The sequence below is a fragment of the Pseudomonas chlororaphis subsp. aurantiaca genome (assembly GCF_013466605.1).
Classification (GTDB): domain Bacteria; phylum Pseudomonadota; class Gammaproteobacteria; order Pseudomonadales; family Pseudomonadaceae; genus Aquipseudomonas; species Aquipseudomonas chlororaphis_I.
This window is the reverse complement of sequence record NZ_CP059162.1, coordinates 2,960,494-2,980,935: the sequence shown is the minus strand read 5'-3', so window position 1 is coordinate 2,980,935 and position 20,442 is coordinate 2,960,494. Positions and strand designations below refer to the sequence as shown.

The window sequence follows — 20,442 nt, the reverse complement described above, 5'->3', positions numbered from 1 at the left end:
CAAGCGGATGCTGAAATGACTGACAACCTGATTGAAATCCGCAACCTCAACGTCGCCTTCGGCGACCAGAAGGTGGTGCGCGACCTGTGCCTGGATATCCGCCCCGGCGAGTGCCTGGCCCTGGTCGGCGAGTCGGGGTCGGGCAAGTCGGTGACCGCCCATTCGATCCTGCAATTGCTGCCCGACTGCGACACCCAGAGCAGCGGCAGCATTCGCTACCGTGGCCGGGAGCTGCTCGGCGCCGATGCGCGGACCTTGCAGAAACTGCGCGGCGATCGCATCGCCATGATCTTCCAGGAGCCGATGACCTCGCTGAACCCGCTGCACAGCATCGAAAAGCAGATCGGCGAAACCCTGCTGCTGCACAAGGGCCTGGGCGGCAAGGCGGCCCAGGCGCGGATCCTCGAGTTGCTACAACTGGTGGGCATCCAGAAGCCCGAGGAGCGGCTCAAGGCCTATCCGCACCAGCTCTCCGGCGGCCAACGCCAGCGGGTGATGATCGCCATGGCCCTGGCCTGCGAACCGGAGTTGCTGATCGCCGACGAACCGACCACCGCCCTCGACGTGACGGTGCAACGCAAGATCCTGCTGCTGCTCAAATCCCTGCAACAGCGCCTGGGCATGTCGCTGCTGCTGATCAGCCACGACCTCAATCTGGTGCGCAGCATCGCCCAGCGCGTCTGTGTGATGAAGGCCGGGCAGATCGTCGAACAGGCACCGTGCGAAACCCTGTTCACCGCCCCCAAGCATCCCTACAGCTGCGTGCTGCTCAACGCCGAGCCGGAAGGCGAAGCCCTGCCCCGGGACGAGCGCGAAGTGGTGCTGCAGGTGGACGACCTCAATGTGCAGTTCCAGATCGGCGGCGGGCTGTTCCGGCGCAAGCAATACCTGCGGGCGGTGGACGGCATCAGCCTGAGCCTGCAACGGGGCAAGACCCTGGGCATCGTCGGTGAGTCCGGGTCGGGCAAGTCGACCCTCGGCCAGGCGATCCTGCGGTTGCTGGATTCCGAAGGCAGCATCCGCTTCCAGGGCGAGGCCCTCGACGGCCTCAACCAGAAGCAGCTGCGGCCGTGGCGCAAGCAGATGCAGGTGGTGTTCCAGGACCCGTTCGGCAGCCTCAGCCCACGGATGTCGGTGCAACAGATCATCAGCGAAGGGCTGGAAGTGCACAGCCACTCCACCGCCCAGCAGTGCGAGCAGCAGGTGATCCAGGTGCTGGAGGAAGTCGGCCTGGACCCGGCCAGCCGCCATCGCTACCCCCACGAGTTTTCCGGTGGCCAGCGCCAGCGCATCGCCATTGCCCGCGCCCTGGTGCTCAAGCCGGCGCTGATCCTGCTGGACGAACCGACCTCGGCCCTCGACCGCACCGTGCAGAAGCAGGTGGTGGCGCTGCTGCGCCAGCTCCAGGAGCGGCATGGCCTGACCTACCTGTTCATCAGCCACGACCTGGCCGTGGTCCGAGCCCTGGCCCACGACATGATCGTGATCAAGGACGGCAAGGTAGTCGAGCGCGGCCCCAGCCACGAAGTGTTCGAAGCGCCGCAGCATCCCTACACCCAGGAACTGCTGGCCGCCGCCCACCCCGCCTGACCCTGTTCTGTAGGAGCACAGATCTGTAGCCGCTGGCGGAGCCTGCGATAAGACCCGTAGGGTCTTCCAGCGCCAGTGATATCGCCACGACCGTTCCGGTCGATCGCAGCCTGCGGCAGCGGCTACAAGGCAAGAGCCAGCCGTGAAGATTCCCGGCATAATCGGCGCCGCGCTCCCTTCAGGACCTTCCCCATGAACGACACCGAAAGCCTCAAGGATTACCAGCGGGTTCGCCAACTGGCGATCCGTTCGCTGTTCGAGATCATCGAGCAATCCAGCGAGGGCACGGTGATTGTCGACCGCGACGCCAATATCGTCTGGATGAACGAGCGCTACGCCCGGCGCTTCGGCCTGGAGTCGGCGGCGTTCGCCATCGGCAAGGCCTGCGAAAGCGTGATCCCCGGCAGCCTGCTGCGCGAAGTGGTGCGCACCGGACGGCCGATCCTGCTGGACATGCAGGACACCCCCAAGGACCCGCTGGTGGTGATGCGCCTGCCGATCCACGACGATGCCGGGGCGGTGATCGGCGCCATCGGCTTTGCCCTGTTCGACGAGCTGCGCAGCCTGTCGCCGATGCTCAAGCGCTACCTGAGCATGCAGGAAGAACTGGCCTCGACCCGCTCGCTGCTGCGGGCGCGGCAGACCAAATACAACTTCGCCCACTTCATCGGCACCAGCGCCGCCAGCCTGGAAGTCAAACGCCGCGCCCGGCGCAGCGCCAGCGCCGACTCGCCGGTGCTGCTGCAAGGCGAGACCGGCACCGGCAAGGAGCTGCTGGCCCAGGCCATCCACGCCGCGTCGCCACGGGCGCACAAGGCCTTTGTCAGCATCAACAGCGCGGCGATTCCGGAAACCCTGCTGGAGGCCGAGTTCTTCGGCACCGCTCCCGGCGCCTTCACCGGCGCCGACCGCAAGGGCCGCGCCGGCAAGCTGCAGATCGCCCAGGGCGGCACGCTGTTTCTCGACGAGATCGGCGACATGCCCTTGCCCCTGCAAAGCAAGCTGCTGCGGGTGCTGCAAGAGAAAGAGTTCGAGCCGGTGGGCTCCAACGAGGTGATCCAGAGCGACGTGCGGGTGATCGCCGCCACCTCCACCGACCTGGAAGCGGCGATCAAGCGCGGCGAATTCCGCGCCGACCTGTACTACCGTCTCAATGTACTGCCGATCCAGGTGCCACCGCTGCGCGAACGCCTGGACGACCTGCCGGCCCTCAGCGAAGCCATCCTCGAAGAACTGCGCAGCCAGCACGAACTGACCCCCGATGCCCTGGCCCTGCTCGGCCAGCACGCCTGGCCCGGCAATATCCGCGAACTGCGCAACGTCCTGGAACGCGCCGCCCTGCTCAGCGACGACCTGATGCTCAATGCCGCCGACCTGCGCGCGGCCATCGGCACCTTCAGCCCGGTACCACGCGCGGCCAGCGCCCAGGCCGCCGAGGTGCAAGCCAACGAAACCTTCGCCGCCGCGCGCGAGCGTTTCGACCGCCAGGTGATCGAGGCAGCCCTGGCCCACTGTGGCGGCAAGGTGGTGGAAGCCGCGGCACGCCTGGGGCTGGGGCGCTCGACCCTGTACAAGAAGATGGCGGCGCTGGGGATCGAAGAGTCTCAATAAAGAGATACACATCTCCATACAGAGAAAGAGCCAGCGCTACGCGCTGATCGCGGGCAAGCCTCGCTCCTACAAGGTCCACGCATGCTTCTGTAGGAGCGAGGCTTGCCCGCGATAAGGCCCTTGTAGCCGACAAAAGTCTCAAAATAGAGACAAAGCTCTGCTTTCACCCTCAAAAACCATAAAATATTGTTATTTATCAAATACTTAACCATCTGGCACAAAACTCGCTATAGCCCCTCCCACACCCGCAACACCCTACAAAAATAACAATCCTGGAGAGACACACCATGAGTGTGATCATTGCCCTGGCAGCCCTCGCGCTGCTGATGTTGGCTGCTTACCGTGGCTACAGCGTTATCCTCTTTGCCCCCATCGCCGCCCTCGGCGCCGTCCTGCTCACCGACCCGTCCGCCGTGGCGCCCGCCTTCACCGGCGTGTTCATGGAGAAGATGGTCGGCTTCATCAAGCTCTACTTCCCGGTGTTTCTGCTCGGCGCGGTGTTCGGCAAGCTGATCGAGCTGTCGGGCTTCTCCCGTTCCATCGTCGCGGCGGCCATCCGCCTGCTCGGCACCCGCCAGGCGATACTGGTGATCGTGCTGGTCTGCGCCCTGCTGACCTACGGCGGCGTCTCGCTGTTCGTGGTGGTGTTCGCGGTCTATCCGTTCGCTGCGGAGATGTTCCGCCAGAGCAATATCCCCAAGCGCCTGATCCCGGCGACCATCGCCCTCGGCGCGTTCTCCTTCACCATGGACGCCCTGCCCGGCACCCCGCAGATCCAGAACATCATCCCCAGCACTTTCTTCAATACCACCGCCTGGGCCGCGCCCTGGCTGGGGGTGATCGGCACCATTTTCGTGTTCTGCGCCGGCATGCTGTTTCTCCAGCGCCAGCGCAACAAGGCGCACAAGGCCGGTGAGGGCTACGGCAGCGACCTGCGCAACGAGCCGGAAACCGCCGCCGACATCCAGTTGCCCAACCCCTGGATCGCCCTGTCGCCGCTGTTGCTGGTGGGCCTGATGAACCTGCTGTTCACCCACTGGATTCCCCAGTGGTACGGCAAGACCCATAGCCTGGCCCTGGCCGGCATGGCCGCCCCGGTGCAGACCGACGTCGCCAAGCTCACCGCCATCTGGGCGGTCCAGGCGGCCCTGCTGGTGGGCATCATCATGGTCCTGGTGTTCGGTTTCTCGGCCATTCGCGGCAGGCTGGCCGAGGGCAGCAAGAGCGCGGTCAGCGGTGCCCTGCTGGCGGCGATGAACACCGCCTCGGAATACGGCTTCGGCGCGGTGATCGCCTCCCTGCCGGGCTTTCTGGTGCTGTCGGACTGGCTGAAAAGCATCCCCAATCCGCTGGTCAACGAAGCCATCACCGTGACCCTGCTGGCCGGCATCACCGGCTCCGCCTCGGGCGGCATGAGCATCGCCCTGGCGGCCATGTCGGAGACCTTCATCAGCGCCGCCCACGCCGCCAACATCCCGCTGGAAGTGCTGCACCGCGTGGCAGCCATGGCCAGCGGCGGCATGGACACCCTGCCGCACAACGGCGCGGTGATCACCCTGCTGGCGGTCACCGGCCTGACCCACCGCCAAGCCTACAAGGACATTTTCTGCATTACGCTGATCAAGACCCTGGCCGTCTTCGTCGTGATCGCCACTTTCTACGCCACCGGCATTGTGTGAGGTATTCATGAGCAATCTTGCGGGCAAGACCGCCCTCGTCACCGGCTCCACCAGCGGCATTGGCTTAGGGATAGCCCTGAGCCTGGCCAAGGCCGGCGCCAACCTGATCCTCAACGGTTTCGGCGATGCCTCGACGGTGATCGCCGAGGTCGCGCGCCTCAACAAAGACCGCGGCGGCAAGGTCGGCCATCACCCGGCCGACGTCAGCGACCCGGCGCAGATCGTCGACATGCTCGCCTACGCCGAGCGCGAGTTCGGCGGCGTCGACATCCTGGTCAACAACGCCGGCATCCAGCATGTGGCGGCAGTGGAGGCATTCCCGGTGGAGCGCTGGGACTCGATCATCGCCATCAACCTGTCGTCGGTGTTCCACAGCACCCGCCTGAGCCTGCCGGGCATGCGCGCCAAGGGCTGGGGGCGGATCGTCAACATCGCCTCGGTGCATGGCCAGGTCGGCTCGGTGGGCAAGGCCGCCTATGTGGCGGCCAAGCACGGAGTGATCGGCCTGACCAAGGTGGTCGGCCTGGAGACCGCCACCAGCAACGTCACCTGCAATGCCATCTGCCCAGGCTGGGTCCTGACCCCGCTGGTGCAGAAACAGATCGACGACCGCGCCGCGGCCGGTGTCGACCCACAACAGGCGCAGCACGACCTGCTGGCGGAAAAACAACCGTCCCTGGAGTTCGTCACGCCTTCGCAGCTGGGCGAGTTGGTCCTATTCTTGTGCAGTGAGGCCGGCAGCCAGGTGCGTGGCGCGGCGTGGAATATCGACGGCGGCTGGCTGGCGCAATAAGCCGTTGTAGCCGCTGCCGCAGGTTCGGGCCGCGTTCGGACGATCGACCGGAACGGTCGTGGCGTACTCAAGATCGCTGAAGGTCCTTCGGACCTTATCGCAGCCTGCGGCAGCGGCTACGGGTAGAGTTGGAACAGCTTTGTGTGTGCAGCAGAAAAACAAGAGGCCACCCATGTCCGAATTACTCTGGCAACCCAGTGCCGAGCGCATCAGCAAGACCCGCATGGAAGCCTTCCGGCGCTTGATCAATCACCGTTACGACCTGGACATCGATGACTACCCCGCCCTGCACCAATGGAGCATCGAGCAGCGCGAAGCCTTCTGGCAGGCCATAGTCGACTTCTTCGACGTCGAGTTCCATGCGCCCCCCAGCGCGGTGCTGATCGAGGGCAGCAGCATGCCCGCCGCCCAGTGGTTCCCCGACGCCACCCTGAACTTCGCCGAGCACCTGCTCAAGCGCCGTGACGACGGCGTCGCGGTAATCGCGATCAACGAGAACGGCCAGCGCGAACAGCTGACCTACAACGAGCTGGCAGCCCATGTCGCCGGCCTGCAACAGAGCCTGCGGGCCGCCGGCGTCGGCCTTGGCGACCGGGTCGCCGCCTGCATGCCCAACACCTGGCAGACCCTGGTGGCCATGCTCGCCACCACCAGCCTCGGCGCCGTCTGGTCCAGCTCCTCGCCGGACTTCGGCACCCAGGGGGTGATCGACCGTTTCGGCCAGATCGAACCCAAGGTGCTGATCACCTGCGCCGGCTACCGCTACGCCGGCAAACAGATCGACCAGACGGCCAAGGTCAACGAAATCCTCGAACGCCTGCCGTCCCTGCGACAGCTGATCATCGTGCCATATGCGCGGCCCGAAGCCCGCGCCGAAGACTTCCGCACCTCGGCCAGGGTCGCGCTGTGGGACGACTTCTACCGCCCCGGCGGCGAGCCAGCGTTCGTCGCCGTGCCCTTCGCCCATCCGCTGTACATCCTCTATTCCAGCGGCACCACCGGCGTACCCAAGTGCATCATCCACAGCACCGGCGGCGTGCTGTTGCAGCACCTCAAGGAACACGGCCTGCACACCGACCTGCACGCAGGCGAGGTGCTGTTCTACTACACCACCTGCGGCTGGATGATGTGGAACTGGCTGGTCTCCGCCCTGGCGGTGGGCGCCACGGTGCTGCTGTACGACGGCTCGCCGTTCCACCCGGCGCCCGAACACCTGATCGACCTGATCGACCAGGAAGGCATCACTGTTTTCGGCACCAGCCCCAAGTACCTGGTGGCCCTGGAAAAGGCCGGCATCGAGCCACGGCAAAGCCATTCCCTGGCCAGCCTCAAGACCCTGCTCAGCACCGGCTCGCCGCTGTCGCCGCAGAGCTTCGACTACGTGTACCGGGCGTTCAAACAGGACCTGTGCCTGGCCTCGATGTCCGGCGGCACCGATATCATTTCCTGCTTCATCATCGGCAACCCGCTGTTGCCGGTGCACCGCGGCGAAATGCAGGGCAAGGGCCTGGGCATGGCGGTCGAGGTGTGGAACGACCAGGGCCAGGCGGTGATCGGCGAAAAGGGCGAACTGGTCTGCACCCGGCATTTCCCGGCCATGCCCATCGGCCTGTGGCATGACCCGCGGCACGAGAAGCTGCGCGCCTCCTACTTCAGCCAGTTCCCCGGGGTCTGGGCCCAGGGCGACTACGCCGAGCAACTGGCCCATGGCAGCTGGCTGATTCACGGCCGCTCGGACGCCGTGCTCAACCCCGGCGGCGTGCGCATCGGCACCGCGGAAATCTACCGCCAGGTGGAGAAACTCGAACAGGTCCTGGAAAGCCTGGCCATCGGTCAGCAATGGGACAACGACGTGCGGGTGGTGCTGTTCGTGCGCCTGCAGGACGGCGTGCAACTGGACGACGCCCTGCAGGAGCAGATCCGCCAGGCGATCCGCGCCAACACCACGCCCCGCCATGTGCCGGCGAAGATCCTCGCGGTCAGCGACATTCCCCGGACCATCAGCGGCAAGATCGTCGAACTGGCGGTGCGCAACGTGGTGCACGGCCTGCCGGTGAAAAACACCGACGCCCTGGCCAACCCCGAGGCGCTGGAGCAGTTTCGCGATCGCCCTGAGCTACGGGACTGACCGCCGTCCCTGTAGCCGCTGCCGCAGGCTGCGCCCGGCACCGCAGGGGCCGCAAAACCGGGCAACCCGGTCCACCTGCCGGATCGCGCAAACCGCCCTTGCGCCGGCTACGCCGTCGATCGCAGCCCGCGGCAGCGGCTACAATGCCGGCGTGATGCACGCTCAGGACAGCCCCGACATGAACGCCCCCACCTCCGGCAGCGAAGCCGAAACCCTGATTGCCCGGCTGGACTGGGCCGCCACGCCGCTGGGCGCGGTCGACCACTGGCCACAGAGCCTGCGCACCGCGGTGGACATCGTGATTCATTCGCCGATGCCGATGCTGCTGTTGTGGGGCGCGCAGCTGACCCAGATCTACAACGACGGTTTCGCTCTGCTGGCCGGCAACAAGCACCCTGGCGCCTTCGGCCAGCCGACCCACCTGACCTGGCCGGAACTCCAGGACTTCACCGCGCCGATCTACAGCGCCGTGCTGCAAGGCCAGGTGCGCACCTTCAGCGAAAAACCCTTCACCCTGCAGCGCCACGGCCGCGAGTCGGACGTCTGGCTGGACCTGACCTACAGCCCGATCCGCGACGAAAGCGGCGAAGTCGCCGGGATCCTGGTGACCAGCATCGAAACCAACGAGCGCCGGCGCATCGCCCTGGAACTGGAGCAGCGCTCGGCGGCCAGCCTCAAGGCCCAGCACGAAACCGAAGAACGCCTGCAACTGGCGCTGGCGGCGACCGACGCGGTCGGCACCTGGGACTGGGACATCGGCGACGACCGCTTTATCGCCGACGCCCACTTCGCCCAACTGCACAGCATCGACCCGGCCCTGGCCGGGCAACTGCCCATCAGCGAATACCTCAAGGGCGTGCACCCGGAAGACCGCGGCATGGTGGCGCGCAGCATCAAGCACTGCATCACCCACGGCACCGAGTACGCCGAGGAATACCGCCTGCAACAGCCCGACGGCCAGGTCCGCTGGGTCTTCGCCCGCGGGCGCTGCTACAAGGATCACCACGGCCGGCCGGTGCGCTTCCTCGGCGCCGCCCTGGACCTGACCGACCGCAAACAGATGGAACAGGCGCTGCGCCAGAGCCAGACCGAGTTGCAGTTGATCATCAACGCCATGCCGGTGCTGATCGGCTACGTCGACCACGAAGAGCGTTTTCGCCTGAACAACAGCGCCTACCTCGACTGGTACGGCCTGACCCCGCAGGAGCTGTACGGCCGCACCATCCGCGAAGTGGTGGGGGACGAGATCTACGCCACCCGCGCCGACAAGATCGCCGCTGCCCTGGCCGGCAAGCCGTGCAGCTTCGAAGCCAATTCACCGCACCGCGACGGGCGCGCGCGGCATGCGCTGATGAAGTACCTGCCGCGCTACGGCGCCGACGGCGCGATCAATGGTTTCTACATCTTCGTGATCGACGAAACCGAGCGCAAACAGACCGAGGAAGCCCTGCGCCACCTCAACGAAACCCTGGAAGAACGGGTGGCCGAGCGCACCCAGGCGCTGGCCGCCGCCAACCAGCGCCTGCAGAGTGAGATGTTCGAGCGCGAGCGCGCCGAAAACGCCCTGCGCCATGCGCAGAAGATGGAAGCCGTGGGCCAGCTCACCGGCGGTATCGCCCACGACTTCAACAACATGCTCACCGGCATCATCGGCAGCCTGGAGCTGATGCAGCGCTACATCGATGACAATCGCAGCGCCGAGATCGGCCGCTTCACCGAGGCCGCGATGTCCTCGGCCAAGCGCGCGGCCGCCCTCACCCATCGCCTGCTGGCGTTTTCCCGGCGCCAGTCGCTGGACCGCCGGCCACTGGAACCGAACCAGCTGGTGCGCTCGCTGCACGACCTGTTCAACCACACCAAGGGTGAACACATCGAGCTGAAGATGAACCTGGGCGACAACGTCTGGTCGATCAACAGCGACGCCAGCCAGCTGGAAAACGCCCTGCTCAACCTGGTGATCAACGCCCGCGACGCCATGCCCGACGGCGGCGTGCTGACCATCGAGACCGCCAACAGCTACCTCAACGGCAGCGACCTGGGCACCCTGGAGCCGGTCAAGGCCGGCGACTACGTGATGCTCGGCGTCAGCGACAACGGCGCCGGCATGACCCCGCGGGTGCTGGCCAAGGCCTTCGACCCGTTCTTCACCACCAAGCCCATCGGCCAGGGCACGGGCCTGGGGCTGTCGATGATCTACGGCTTCGCCCAGCAATCCGGCGGCCACCTGACCATCAGCAGCGAACCGGGCCAGGGCACCTGCGTGCGCCTGTACCTGCCGCGCCTGCACAGCGCTGCCCAGGCCGACAGCCCGGCACCGGCCAGCGTCGAAGCGCCCTACGCGGTGGCTGGCGAATCGGTGATGCTGGTGGAGGACGACCCGGCGGTGCGCATGCTGGTGCTCAACGTGCTGGGCGAGCTGGGCTACACCGCCTTCGAGGCCGAGGACGCCAAGAGCGCGCTGCCATTGCTGGAGTCCGAGCGGCGCATCGACCTGCTGGTGACCGACGTCGGCCTGCCGGGCATGAACGGCCGGCAACTGGCGGAAATCGCCCGCCAGCGGCGGCCGCAGCTCAAGGTCCTGTTCATGACCGGCTACGCGGAAAAAGCCGCCGAACGCCAAGGCTTTCTCGACGCTGGCATGAACCTGATCGCCAAGCCGTTTTCCATCGAGGCGCTGGCCCAGAAGATTCGTCAGATGATCGGCCAGCAAGGCTGATTTCAGGCATAATCCGCGGCCGCCGTCCGCACCGTTCCAAGGTAACCGCCCCATGAAAGCCCAAGCCCGCCACATCCTGGTGAAAACCGCCGAAGAGGCCGAACAGCTCAAGCAGCGCATCGCCAAGGGCGAGGCCTTCGACGTGCTGGCGAAGAAATACTCCACCTGCCCCTCCGGCAAGCGCGGCGGCGACCTGGGTGAAGTACGGCCGGGGCAGATGGTCGGGGCCATCGATCAGGTGATCTTCAAAAAGCCCCTGCGCACCGTGCACGGGCCGATCAAAAGCAAGTTCGGTTATCACCTGGTGCAGGTGTTCTACCGCGATTGATGTGTCACGCGTGACCGCCATGCGGCCTCCGTCGCGCCCCTGTAGCCGCTGCCGCAGGCTGCGATAAGGTCCGAAGGACCTTCAGCGATCTTGAGTACGCCACGACCGTTCCGGTCGATCGCAGCCTTCGACAGCGGCTACAGGAATTGCCTCAGGTCCTTGGGATCAACGCCCCCGGCACCTGGATCACCCGGCTCGCCAAGCGATGCCCCGCCTGCGCCGCCTGCTGCGGGCTGCCGCCCTTCAAGCGACACGCCAGATACGCCGCGCTGAACGAATCCCCCGCCGCCGTGGTGTCCACCACCTTTTCCACCCGCTGCGCCAGCACCTCGAACGACTCGCCGCCACAGCGGATCAGGCACGCTTCGGCGCCCCGCTTGAGCACCACTTCCGGGGTATCCGGGTAAGCGGCAAACACCGCCGCGCTGTCGCCATGCCCGAATAGCGCCTGCTCGTCATCCACGGTCAACAGCGCCAGATCGACATAGGCCAGCACCTCGCGATAAGCCGCCTGCGCCTGCTCCACCGAAGCCCAGAGCCGTGGCCGATAGTTATTGTCGAAGACGATCCGCGCCCCACGCCGGCGCGCCTCGATCAAGGTCGCAATGAGCTTCTTGCGCCCCTGCTCGCCCAGCACCGCCAGGGTGATGCCGCTGAAATACAGCACATCGTAGGCCGGCAGCGCCGCCAAAATCGGCTCGGCCGCGGGGGTGGTGAAGCAGTCGCGCACCGCTGCTTCGTTGCGCCAGTAAAGAAAACGCCGCTCGCCCTTGGCATCGGTCTGGATGCAGTACAGCCCGGGCAAGCGCCCCGGCAGGCGCTGGACCAAATCCAGGCCGATGCCTTCCTCGGCCCAGCTGTGGCACATCGCATCGCTGAAACTGTCGTCACCCAGGGCAGTGACATAGTCGACCCAGGCGCCCTCGCCCAGTTCACGGGCCAGGTACACCGCGGTGTTCAAGGTGTCGCCGCCGAAGCTCTGTTGCAGGCTGCCGTCGGCGCGGTGTTGCAGTTCGATCATGCATTCGCCGATCAGGGCGATGCGTTTCCCGGTAGTGGAGGTGTCCATGGTGGAGGTGTCTCTGGCGAATTTTTGTTGTTGGGGAGGACGTCATCACCTATGCAGCAGGTGCCAGGCCCCACCCTAGAAACAGGTATCCATGCTCTCCAGCACATCCAGCCGCTCATCCACCAGCAACCCGGTGCGCCACTTATCAAAGGTCAGGCACGGGTGCGAAGTACCGAAGGCAATAATGTCCCCCACCCGCAACTCAACCCCCGGCGCAACGGTCATGAACGCGTGCTGGTCCATCACCGCCGTGACCTTGCAGGCGCTGACATCATCGCCCTTGGCCGGCAGCACGCCCGGCTTGTAGCGCAACAACGGCACCGGCAAGCCGGCGTCATAGGCCACGTCGCGCTTGCCCAGGGCGATCACCGCGAACCCCGGCTCCGGCAGCGACTGCACATGGGCCCAGACTTCCAGCGCCGGGCGCAGGCCTTCGTGCAGGTCGCCGCGGCGGTCGAGCACGCAGCACTGCGCCTCTTTATAGATGCCGTGGTCGTGAGCCACGTAACTGCCGGGCCGCAGCACACTGAGGAAACGCCCCTGGGCGTTCTGCGCCTCGAAGGATTCGGCGATCAGGTCATACCAGGCCGACCCCGAGGCGGTGATGATCGGCTGCTCGATGGCGAACAGCCCGTCGTCCTGCAACTGCACCGCCAGGCGCACCAGGGACGCGGCGAACTCCCGGATGCCACTCGCCGCGTGATCACCATGGATCACCCCTTCGTAACCCTCGATGCCGCACAAGGCCAAGGCCGGTTGCGCCTGGATCGCCTGCGCCAGCGCCAGCACTTCCTGCTCGCTGCGACAGCCACAGCGCCCACCGACCACGCCGTATTCGATCATCACATTCAGGCGCACCCCGCGCGCGGCGAAGAACTGCCCGAGGTCGGCGACGTTGTCCGGGTGATCGACCATGCAATAGAAGTCGAAGCTTGGGTCGGCCAGCAGCTCGGCGATCAGCCCCATGTTCGGCGTGCCCACCAGCTGGTTGGCCATCAGCACCCGGCGCACGCCGTGGGCGTAGGCCGCGCGGGTCTGCACCGCGGTGGCCAGGGTGATGCCCCAGGCACCCGCCTCCAGCTGCCGACGGAACAGCGCCGGGGTCATGCTGGTCTTGCCGTGGGGCGCCAGCTCGGCGCCGCTGTCGCTGACGAATTTCTGCATCCAGCGGATGTTGTGCTCCAGCGCCGCGCGGTGCAGCACCAGGGCCGGCAGGCTGACATCGCGCACCAGGCTGACACCGGGTTGGGCCGCGCCCTTTTCCACCGCTGCGTTGGTCAAGACAGAAGACATATTCGAACTCCTTACAGTGCAGCCATTGGGGCCGGCGCTAGTCGTTGATGCGACGGGCCAGGCGATTCGCGCTGTCGATCAGCACCCGGCGGTAGTCGGCGTAATTGTTCTGGGCATCGGCCCGTGGCGCGACGATGCACAGGGTGCAGATGCACACCCCGCGCTCGTCCCGCACCGGGGCGGCGAAGCAATGGGTAAAGGTGTCGGCCACGCTGTCGAAGGAAAAGAAACCGTCCTCCGTGGCCTGGCGGATTTCCTTCAGGAACGTCGCTAAAGGCAGGCGTTCCCCGTCGGGAAGAATGAAGTCGCGCTCGTCGATCAACTCGACGATCTGCTCATCGCTCAAATGTCCCAGCAACAGCCGCCCGGAAGCGGTCCAGGGAATCGGCGCGTTCTCGCCGATATTCGAGGAAATGCGAAAATGCCGCTCGCCTTCCTTCATCAGCGCCACCGTGTATTTGCGCCCGTTGAGCAGGCACATCTGCGCGGTCTCGCGGGTCTGGCTGACAATCTCCTGCAAGGCCGAGTCGGCCTCGCGCGTCAGGTCGAAATGGCGCAGATGGGCCTGCCCCAGGAAGTACAGCTGCCGGCCCAGGTACACATGCCCGTCCTGGCCCACCGGCTCGAGAATCCGCCGCTCCAGCAAGGACGCCACCAGTTCGTACACCGTGGACTTGGGGCTGCCGATACCCTTGGCGATATCGTGGGGCCGCAACGGCTGGCCGATTTCCTTGAGGAAATCGAGAATATCGAACGCCCGGTCCAGCCCCTTGGCCCGACGCTTGATGGTGTCTTCGGTCATATCAGTGCCATTTCCTACAAATCACGAAATTCCCGGCGCGCCCAAAACCCGGCATTGCCCCTACCCCTGTAGCCGCTGCCGAGCCTTGGCGAGGCTGCGATCGACCGCAACGCGGGCGCATGGATCTTAAAATCGCCGCGTCCCCTTCGGGGCCGATCACAGCCTCGCCAAGGCTCGGCAGCGGCTACAGGCGTCTACAAAACGCCGCACATCAGCCCTTCTTCTTGTACGCCACACAATCAATCTCAACCTTGCAATCCACCATCATGCTGGCCTGCACACAAGCCCGCGCCGGCGCATGCTCCGGCTTGAAGTACTCCCCGAACACCTTGTTGAAACTCCAGAAATCCCGCGGATCCTCCAGCCACACCCCGACCCGCACCACATCCTCCAGGCCGTACCCCGCCTCCTCCAGAATCGCCACCACATTGCGCATCGTCTGATGCGTCTGCTCAACGATGCCACCATGAATAATTTCGCCATCCAGTGCCGGCACCTGACCGGACACATACAACCAGCCATCGGCCTCAACGGCACGAGCGAAAGGACGGGGTTGGCCACCACCGGCGGTACTGCCGGTGCCGTAGCGAGTGATGCTCATAAGAAGTTCTCCTGGGTGAAAGGGTGAGGCTGATCGTCAAAAAGTCGGTTTTAAAAATCTGCACTAAGAAAATTTTCCGCTATAAAGGACCAAAAAACACAATAGCGGAATATATAGCAGAGAGTGTGCCATGGAAGGTGAGGCGATAACAGAGGAAGAGGAAATTATTGAGAATCAAGGGGATAAGAAATGGATGAATTTGGGGGGGAACAGAAAGATCAAGAATGGTGATACGAAAGGATACAAAGGTGGGTAAAGAAGACTCAAGGAAACGCATTCCTTTATAAGTACACATAGAAGCTTAAGTCGAGCCTTTCAGCCCAAGCTTCAGGAAAAAATCAAAAAAACTCAATCTTTCCACACAAAAATGGTTACGTGAGTCTATGTTAAATGCATGAGTCGATACGGCTCACGCTGGGCACATCCTTTGGTAGAAACAGTAAAAATCCAAAAACTCTTGGGTTCGTGTATGAAACATCCAAAACGCACTTCCCAAGCAGTAATAAAAAAAATGGAAGATATGCCAACCCTAGGAGACTCTCAAGTGACTGCAATACTGCCCTTAACACAAACCAATCCGTTAGGTGACACTACAGCGGAAAACGATAACAAGATGCTATCTAGCGCCTTCATTGAGACCCCAGACTTTCGTACTTTGATTGAATCCGACGACCGAACTGTAGTTGTAGGCCGTAGAGGAACTGGAAAAAGTGCATTATTTATCAATCTAAAAAAACATTGGGCAAAAGACAAAAAGACCATCAGCCTCACATTTTCCCCAGAAGATACAGAGATAATAGGTTTCAGATCTCTATTACGTCCTTTTTCGGGCTCCTTCACATTAGCCAGAGCAGCTACTCGAATGCTTTGGCGCTACGCCATGCTTATGGAAATTGCATTCTATATATCCAAACACTACAAACTCTCAGACTTAGTAGAAAAGGAGGACAGATTAAGAGAGCACTTAGACCGCTGGAGCGAATCACAAACCCCCTTCCTCACAAAGTGCCGAAAAATCGCAAAGAGCTTTTTATCCATAGAATCCCCCGAAGAAGCAATTGGAGATCTGCCTTTAAACTTAGAACTTGCTTCGATTGAAGAAAGTGTCCTAAAGCTGCTTTCAAAATCTGACAGAAGGGTTGTCATATTAATGGATAGGCTTGACGAAGGATACGAGCCAGATGCTATAGGCATAGGAATTATTGCTGGATTAGCATACGCTGCCGTGGAGCTTAATCAAAAATCAGCCTTCATAAGGCCAATAATATTCTTACGAGATAATGTATTTAGAGCACTAGCCAAAGAGGATCCAGACTACTCAAGAAACATTGAGGGCCAAGTGATTCGGCTCCACTGGGACTGGGCTTTACTTTTGCTCCTAGCAGCAAAAAGAATGAAAGTCACATTCCAACTAGACATTGAAAAAGATCAGCGAGTTTGGGACCGCTGCACAGCTGGAGATTTGCAGGGTCGAGACGGATTTAAGAAATGCTTGCAATTTACCCTATATCGCCCTAGGGACCTACTCTCACTACTAAATGAATCCTTTTTTTGCTCATTCAGACACGGACGTTCAACAGCGATTCTAGAAGATCTGGAGTATGCTGCAAAATCAATCTCCGTGGCTCGCCTAGAGGACCTCTGGAAGGAATACCAAAAAATATTCCCACCTATTCAAGCTATCACTAGTGGATTCAAAAATGGCGAACCAGAACTATCAGTAACAAGCGCCTTATTTAAAATTGAACAAGCCACTGAAATTATAGAGGATAGTGGTGACCAAGCATCACTTTCTGAAGCTCGCCTACTCAAAGCCAGCGGCATATTACAATCACTATACAGTGTCGGTTTTATTGGCATGCACGACCAGAACACTTCTTCTTTTACATTTTGCCATGATGGGAGAACACCAGATAAAGGCTTCGAGAGCGCAGATAAAATCCTCATACACCCTTGTTACTGGCTAGGCTTGAACCTTAGTAAAAACGCCTTATCCCCCGACGAGGCCGAGGAAATAAATGATGAATACGATATCAATGTTGAATCATTAAACCCCAAAATCAGAAACTCAAAGATTGGGCAAATTGTCTCGCACCTAGATAAAATCCAACAGGGAAAAGAAGGAGATCGAGAATTCGAACAGTGGTGCCTTGAAGCATTACGGGTTATTTTTGCCGCCCACTTAACCGGCCTCAATCTACACCCAAACGGTGCAGCTATTCAACGTCGAGATATAGTTGGAACCAACCGAGCAAAGTCTGAGTTCTGGGAAAGAATTCTGCAAGACTACAAGGTTAGGCAAGTGGTTTTTGATGCAAAAAACTTTCAAGATCTAGGTCCAGACGAATATCGTCAACTCCAATCATACCTAACAGGTCCTTATGGAAAGCTTGGATTCATTATAAATAGAGATGAAAGTGAGAACTTAAACTCAGGAAAAGATCTAGACTGGACCAAAGAAATGTATACCTCTCATCAATGCCTAATTATGAAGCTACCAGCAAAATTTCTAAGCAAATTACTACAAAAGCTTCGAAGCCCGGAAAAGCATGACGCTATAGATAGGCAAATGTGGAACTTGTTATCTACTTATGAAACCAACTATCTTGGTCTGAAAAGCACCCGCACACGAAAAAAGTCACCACACACAAAATAAGAACAAAATACTAATATTTCCTCAGAACCCCCAGCAAATTGATGCAAGATTTCTCCAAACTAGCAAGAGGCCCATTAAACTCCTTGATCATCTTCGACTAGTTACTTATAGTTCGCCTCGTCGCTGCCAATTCAGCGACCGGACTTGGCCGTCCGAACCTTCATGCGCATAAGCGCCCACCATGCGAAAGCGGGCGCTTTTTTGCATCCGCACGTTCGTGTTATGGCGACTGTGCGTGGGACACCTTCGGGTGTGCCGAGGTCATGAAGCTCGGTCGGCCAACCCGCGTACAGTTGCCACCCCCATTCGCTTGGCCGCGAAAGGTGGCAGCTCCTCAACTCTTCATGGAGCGTCATCGTTATGGATTACCAACCCTTCACCTCCTCCAACACCACCGACCACCCCGTCGCCTTTATCAACCCTCAAGCCCCCTTGCTTGACCTGCTGACCTACGCCGGCCTGCGCATCCGCGCTGCCCGCGACATGCTGGACAGCGTGTCCGGCATGACCAGCCGCAACGCCGACGACCTCGACCTGATGCGCTTCTCCAGCGTGGCAACCTTGTTGTTGCAGGACGGATGCGATGTGTTGCACGTGGCAGAACAACGAGCGATGGACCTGCCAGAGCCATAACCGACCCGCCTTAGCCTTAGCCTTAGCTCTTGCTCTTGCTCTTGCTCTTGCTCTTGCTCTTGCTGTGCTTTGGCTTTGGCCTTTGATCCACCCGCCCCATCGGGAGGCCGAGTGGAGGTGTTCATCAGGGGATTGGCGCGCAGCGCCCCTCGACGCAGTCGAGGACATCGTATGGAGGTCGAAGCGAAGCCGACCGGAGTCGATGCCCCCTGATGGACACCGTAACGAGGGAACCCGAGCGCAGCGAGGGCCGTACGCAGGGGCAAGCGTTTTTTGGTTACTTTTTTTGGCGTTTGAAAAAAAGTGACCCGCCGTAAGGGCGGAACCGCCAGCGGCCGTGACCGCAGGAATGGATATGTACCCCGTCCAACATCACCAGCGAAGCCACCACCGCCATCGCGGGCAAGCCTCGCTCCTACAGATGCAGTGATCACCTCAGGCATCAGTTAAAACCTGTCACCTATGTGATTGAACTGCTCTGTTACCCATGTGGGTGAGCTGCACCAGAAACCAGATAGCAGTGTCCCCCGCCGTAAGGGCGAAACCATAAGCCGCCGTGACCGCAGGAATGGATATGTGTCGACGCTGATTGAAAACTGACCCACCGCAAGTAGGCATGCGGCAGGTATTTTCGGTGCAGATCAAAACGGCTCATCGTCCTTGCGCTTTCGTTCACCTGATTTGATCTTTGTCTGGGCGACCAAGCTGCTGTGTTGTAGGCGGACTCGTTGCCCGTTTCGACGATGTGGCAGTGGTGTGTCAGCCGATCCAGCAACGCCGTGATCATCTTGGCGTCGCCAAATACGCTCGACCATTCCGAGAAGCTGAGGTTGGTCGTGATGACCACGCTTTTGTTCAGGTTGCACGCCTAATGTGAACCCACCTGCGGCCGATAGCATGCAAGGACCACCAGCATCGACGTCTTATTTCAGGGTTATCAATGGAAATTCCATACAGCGTCAGACTTTCATTTTTTGATTTCTGGAAGGGGCTCTTCAAAGGCACGCTTTTCATCCAGAAGCGTTTGCGGGGGCATTTGAAGGAGCAGCAGAAGAACTGGCCAAAGAAGCAACAATACAGCCAGGGATATTTCTATCAGGGCTTGGAAGAACTGGGAATCACAGGCCTGAAGCCTACGGGTTTTCGCTTCAAGCAATACGCCATTGATGAAGAATTGAAGGGCGCTGACGTACTGGACATCGGCAGCAACTGCGGTTTTGTCTCAGTATATTGTTCGCGCCTGGCGAAATCCGTGACAGCCGTCGAACTCAACCCTTTTCTCAATAAAGTGGCGAAGGATACCGCGCGTTATTTGAAGCGCGACAATATAGAGTTTATAGAAAGCGATTTTTCGGTATTTGCCACAGATAAAAAATTTGATGTGGTGCTGTCGTTTTCCAATCATCACACCATTGATGGCAACCTCAATATGGGGTTTGAAAACTACATGAAGCGCCTGGTGTCGTTTCTAAAGCCGGGTGGCTACCTACTGTTTGAAAGCCACAATGTTTTCGGGCCAGGTAGTGGCAACGTAGGTGATGACGGCGATATGGACGAAAAAATCAAAATAATGAACACCTATTTCGCCATAGAACGCTATCGAATGGTCAACTGTTACATGCGACACATGATCGATGATGTCGATAAGCTCTTCATTGTTGCGCGGCTCGTGGACAATCCTCCGAAGACGGACTTCCGTCTTGAGCAAGCAATCCGTCGCTATCATTATTGACCCTGCATTCAATTTTTTTGGCTACCCATGACACCGTCCAAAAAACGGCAGCGCGAGCAAGCTCGCTCCTACAGGGTCGGTGTCATGCAAAGAAACAGTCGTTACCGTAGCGCCCCTCTCGTTCAAATCGTGGATCAGGTATCGCCCCTTCCCCACTCATTGTTGCAATCCCCGCAACAGCTCATTTCAAATGATAGCTAGCTAACTATCAACACTTCTGATTACCCTTCCGACCTCCAGCCAAAAGCTGTCCGCAGGCCCTAGGCCGGCCATTGCGAGCCAACGGACAGCCCCGACGCCCCTGATGAGGTCACCCATGGAACCAGGCAGTTATCAATTGAGCATGAGCGTGCTCATGACGCCCGACAAAGCCAATTTCTCCGGCAACGTGCACGGCGGCGCCCTGCTGAAACTGCTCGACGAGGTGGCCTTCGCCTGCGCCAAGCGCTACGCCGGGCGCTATGTGGTCACGCTGTCGGTGGATCAGGTGATCTTCAAGGAGCCGATCCATGTCGGCGAACTGGTGACCTTCCTGGCTTCGGTCAATTACACCGGGCGCACCTCGATGGAAGTCGGGGTCAAGGTGATGACCGAGAACATCCACGAGCGCACGGTGCGCCACACCAACAGTTGCTATTTCACCATGGTTGCCGTCGACCCCGACGGGCGCCCGCACCCGGTGCGCGCCTTCGTGCCGGAAACCGCCATCGAAAAACGCCGCTACGCCCAGGGCCTGCTGCGCAAACAACAGCGCCAGGAGCTGCAGGAGCGCTACCAACAGATCCGCAACTCGGACTGAGCCCGCCCTGCC

15 protein-coding genes and 1 pseudogene are annotated in these 20,442 nt (G+C 60.9%); 11 read left to right on the top strand and 5 right to left on the bottom strand.

Going from position 1 to position 20,442, the window contains the following annotated elements; translation table 11 throughout:
• Positions 1–15: 15 nt before the first annotated feature.
• The 7 genes from H0I86_RS13720 to H0I86_RS13690 all read left to right on the top strand — a co-directional run bounded on the left by H0I86_RS13720 (position 16) and on the right by H0I86_RS13690 (position 10,845).
• Complete coding sequence (locus H0I86_RS13720) at positions 16–1,590, top strand: ABC transporter ATP-binding protein (protein ID WP_180925428.1); 1,575 nt, start codon at positions 16–18, stop codon at positions 1,588–1,590.
• A gap of 192 nt (positions 1,591–1,782) precedes the next feature.
• A complete protein-coding gene (locus H0I86_RS13715; RefSeq protein ID WP_180925427.1) occupies positions 1,783–3,201 on the top strand; it encodes a sigma-54 interaction domain-containing protein in 1,419 nt (472 codons plus the stop codon).
• A gap of 287 nt (positions 3,202–3,488) precedes the next feature.
• A complete protein-coding gene (locus H0I86_RS13710) occupies positions 3,489–4,880 on the top strand; it encodes a GntP family permease (protein ID WP_180925426.1) in 1,392 nt (463 codons plus the stop codon).
• A 7-nt stretch (positions 4,881–4,887) separates the two neighbouring features.
• A complete protein-coding gene (locus tag H0I86_RS13705; RefSeq protein WP_180925425.1) occupies positions 4,888–5,673 on the top strand; it encodes a 3-hydroxybutyrate dehydrogenase in 786 nt (261 codons plus the stop codon).
• Between the two features lie 172 nt (positions 5,674–5,845).
• Positions 5,846–7,801: an acetoacetate--CoA ligase gene (locus H0I86_RS13700; RefSeq protein ID WP_180925424.1), complete on the top strand. Its 1,956-nt coding sequence runs from the start codon at positions 5,846–5,848 to the stop codon at positions 7,799–7,801.
• A 178-nt stretch (positions 7,802–7,979) separates the two neighbouring features.
• Complete coding sequence (locus tag H0I86_RS13695; RefSeq protein WP_180925423.1) at positions 7,980–10,517, top strand: PAS domain-containing hybrid sensor histidine kinase/response regulator family protein; 2,538 nt, start codon at positions 7,980–7,982, stop codon at positions 10,515–10,517.
• A gap of 52 nt (positions 10,518–10,569) precedes the next feature.
• Positions 10,570–10,845 carry a peptidylprolyl isomerase gene (locus tag H0I86_RS13690; protein ID WP_007932676.1) on the top strand — a complete coding sequence of 92 codons (276 nt, stop codon included), beginning with the start codon at positions 10,570–10,572 and terminating at the stop codon, positions 10,843–10,845.
• Positions 10,846–10,996: 151 nt separating this feature from the next.
• Here the strand turns inward: H0I86_RS13690 and H0I86_RS13685 are convergent, their stop codons facing one another.
• From H0I86_RS13685 to H0I86_RS13670, 4 genes are all read right to left on the bottom strand, one after another.
• Positions 10,997–11,914: a sugar kinase gene (locus H0I86_RS13685; RefSeq protein WP_180925422.1), complete on the bottom strand. Its 918-nt coding sequence runs from the start codon at positions 11,912–11,914 to the stop codon at positions 10,997–10,999.
• 75 nt (positions 11,915–11,989) lie between these two features.
• Positions 11,990–13,207, bottom strand: a complete 1,218-nt coding sequence (locus tag H0I86_RS13680) for an amino acid deaminase (protein WP_180925421.1) — start codon at positions 13,205–13,207, stop codon at positions 11,990–11,992.
• A 37-nt stretch (positions 13,208–13,244) separates the two neighbouring features.
• Complete coding sequence (locus tag H0I86_RS13675) at positions 13,245–14,009, bottom strand: IclR family transcriptional regulator (RefSeq protein ID WP_081360545.1); 765 nt, start codon at positions 14,007–14,009, stop codon at positions 13,245–13,247.
• A 211-nt stretch (positions 14,010–14,220) separates the two neighbouring features.
• Complete coding sequence (locus H0I86_RS13670; RefSeq protein ID WP_028682636.1) at positions 14,221–14,610, bottom strand: RidA family protein; 390 nt, start codon at positions 14,608–14,610, stop codon at positions 14,221–14,223.
• A gap of 394 nt (positions 14,611–15,004) precedes the next feature.
• On the opposite strand from H0I86_RS13670, the gene H0I86_RS13665 reads away from it, so the two are divergent.
• Both H0I86_RS13665 and H0I86_RS13660 read left to right on the top strand, forming a co-directional pair.
• Entirely contained in the window at positions 15,005–17,266 is a 2,262-nt protein-coding gene (locus H0I86_RS13665) for a P-loop ATPase, Sll1717 family (protein ID WP_258019435.1), read from the top strand.
• Positions 17,267–17,626: 360 nt separating this feature from the next.
• A complete protein-coding gene (locus H0I86_RS13660; RefSeq protein WP_009049634.1) occupies positions 17,627–17,899 on the top strand; it encodes a hypothetical protein in 273 nt (90 codons plus the stop codon).
• Positions 17,900–18,620: 721 nt separating this feature from the next.
• Here the strand turns inward: H0I86_RS13660 and H0I86_RS13655 are convergent.
• Positions 18,621–18,749: pseudogene (locus H0I86_RS13655) on the bottom strand (ATP-binding protein); the annotation flags it as partial.
• A 90-nt stretch (positions 18,750–18,839) separates the two neighbouring features.
• Here H0I86_RS13655 and H0I86_RS13650 point away from each other — a divergent pair.
• Both H0I86_RS13650 and H0I86_RS13645 read left to right on the top strand, forming a co-directional pair.
• Positions 18,840–19,631: a class I SAM-dependent methyltransferase gene (locus H0I86_RS13650; RefSeq protein ID WP_063431768.1), complete on the top strand. Its 792-nt coding sequence runs from the start codon at positions 18,840–18,842 to the stop codon at positions 19,629–19,631.
• A 316-nt stretch (positions 19,632–19,947) separates the two neighbouring features.
• Positions 19,948–20,430 carry an acyl-CoA thioesterase gene (locus tag H0I86_RS13645; protein ID WP_009049637.1) on the top strand — a complete coding sequence of 161 codons (483 nt, stop codon included), beginning with the start codon at positions 19,948–19,950 and terminating at the stop codon, positions 20,428–20,430.
• Positions 20,431–20,442: the final 12 nt, after the last annotated feature.

Excerpts from the sequence above, each read along its gene's own strand:
- H0I86_RS13690 (WP_007932676.1), top strand. The coding sequence starts at position 10,570 with ATGAAAGCCCAAGCCCGCCACATCCTGGTGAAAACCGCCGAAGAGGCC.
- H0I86_RS13680 (WP_180925421.1), bottom strand. The coding sequence starts at position 13,207 with ATGTCTTCTGTCTTGACCAACGCAGCGGTGGAAAAGGGCGCGGCCCAA.
- H0I86_RS13720 (WP_180925428.1), top strand. The coding sequence starts at position 16 with ATGACTGACAACCTGATTGAAATCCGCAACCTCAACGTCGCCTTCGGC.
- H0I86_RS13665 (WP_258019435.1), top strand. The coding sequence starts at position 15,005 with ATGAGTCGATACGGCTCACGCTGGGCACATCCTTTGGTAGAAACAGTA.
- H0I86_RS13710 (WP_180925426.1), top strand. The coding sequence starts at position 3,489 with ATGAGTGTGATCATTGCCCTGGCAGCCCTCGCGCTGCTGATGTTGGCT.
- H0I86_RS13670 (WP_028682636.1), bottom strand. The coding sequence starts at position 14,610 with ATGAGCATCACTCGCTACGGCACCGGCAGTACCGCCGGTGGTGGCCAA.
- H0I86_RS13645 (WP_009049637.1), top strand. The coding sequence starts at position 19,948 with ATGGAACCAGGCAGTTATCAATTGAGCATGAGCGTGCTCATGACGCCC.
- H0I86_RS13705 (WP_180925425.1), top strand. The coding sequence starts at position 4,888 with ATGAGCAATCTTGCGGGCAAGACCGCCCTCGTCACCGGCTCCACCAGC.
- H0I86_RS13685 (WP_180925422.1), bottom strand. The coding sequence starts at position 11,914 with ATGGACACCTCCACTACCGGGAAACGCATCGCCCTGATCGGCGAATGC.
- H0I86_RS13715 (WP_180925427.1), top strand. The coding sequence starts at position 1,783 with ATGAACGACACCGAAAGCCTCAAGGATTACCAGCGGGTTCGCCAACTG.
- H0I86_RS13675 (WP_081360545.1), bottom strand. The coding sequence starts at position 14,009 with ATGACCGAAGACACCATCAAGCGTCGGGCCAAGGGGCTGGACCGGGCG.
- H0I86_RS13700 (WP_180925424.1), top strand. The coding sequence starts at position 5,846 with ATGTCCGAATTACTCTGGCAACCCAGTGCCGAGCGCATCAGCAAGACC.
- H0I86_RS13660 (WP_009049634.1), top strand. The coding sequence starts at position 17,627 with ATGGATTACCAACCCTTCACCTCCTCCAACACCACCGACCACCCCGTC.
- H0I86_RS13650 (WP_063431768.1), top strand. The coding sequence starts at position 18,840 with ATGGAAATTCCATACAGCGTCAGACTTTCATTTTTTGATTTCTGGAAG.
- H0I86_RS13695 (WP_180925423.1), top strand. The coding sequence starts at position 7,980 with ATGAACGCCCCCACCTCCGGCAGCGAAGCCGAAACCCTGATTGCCCGG.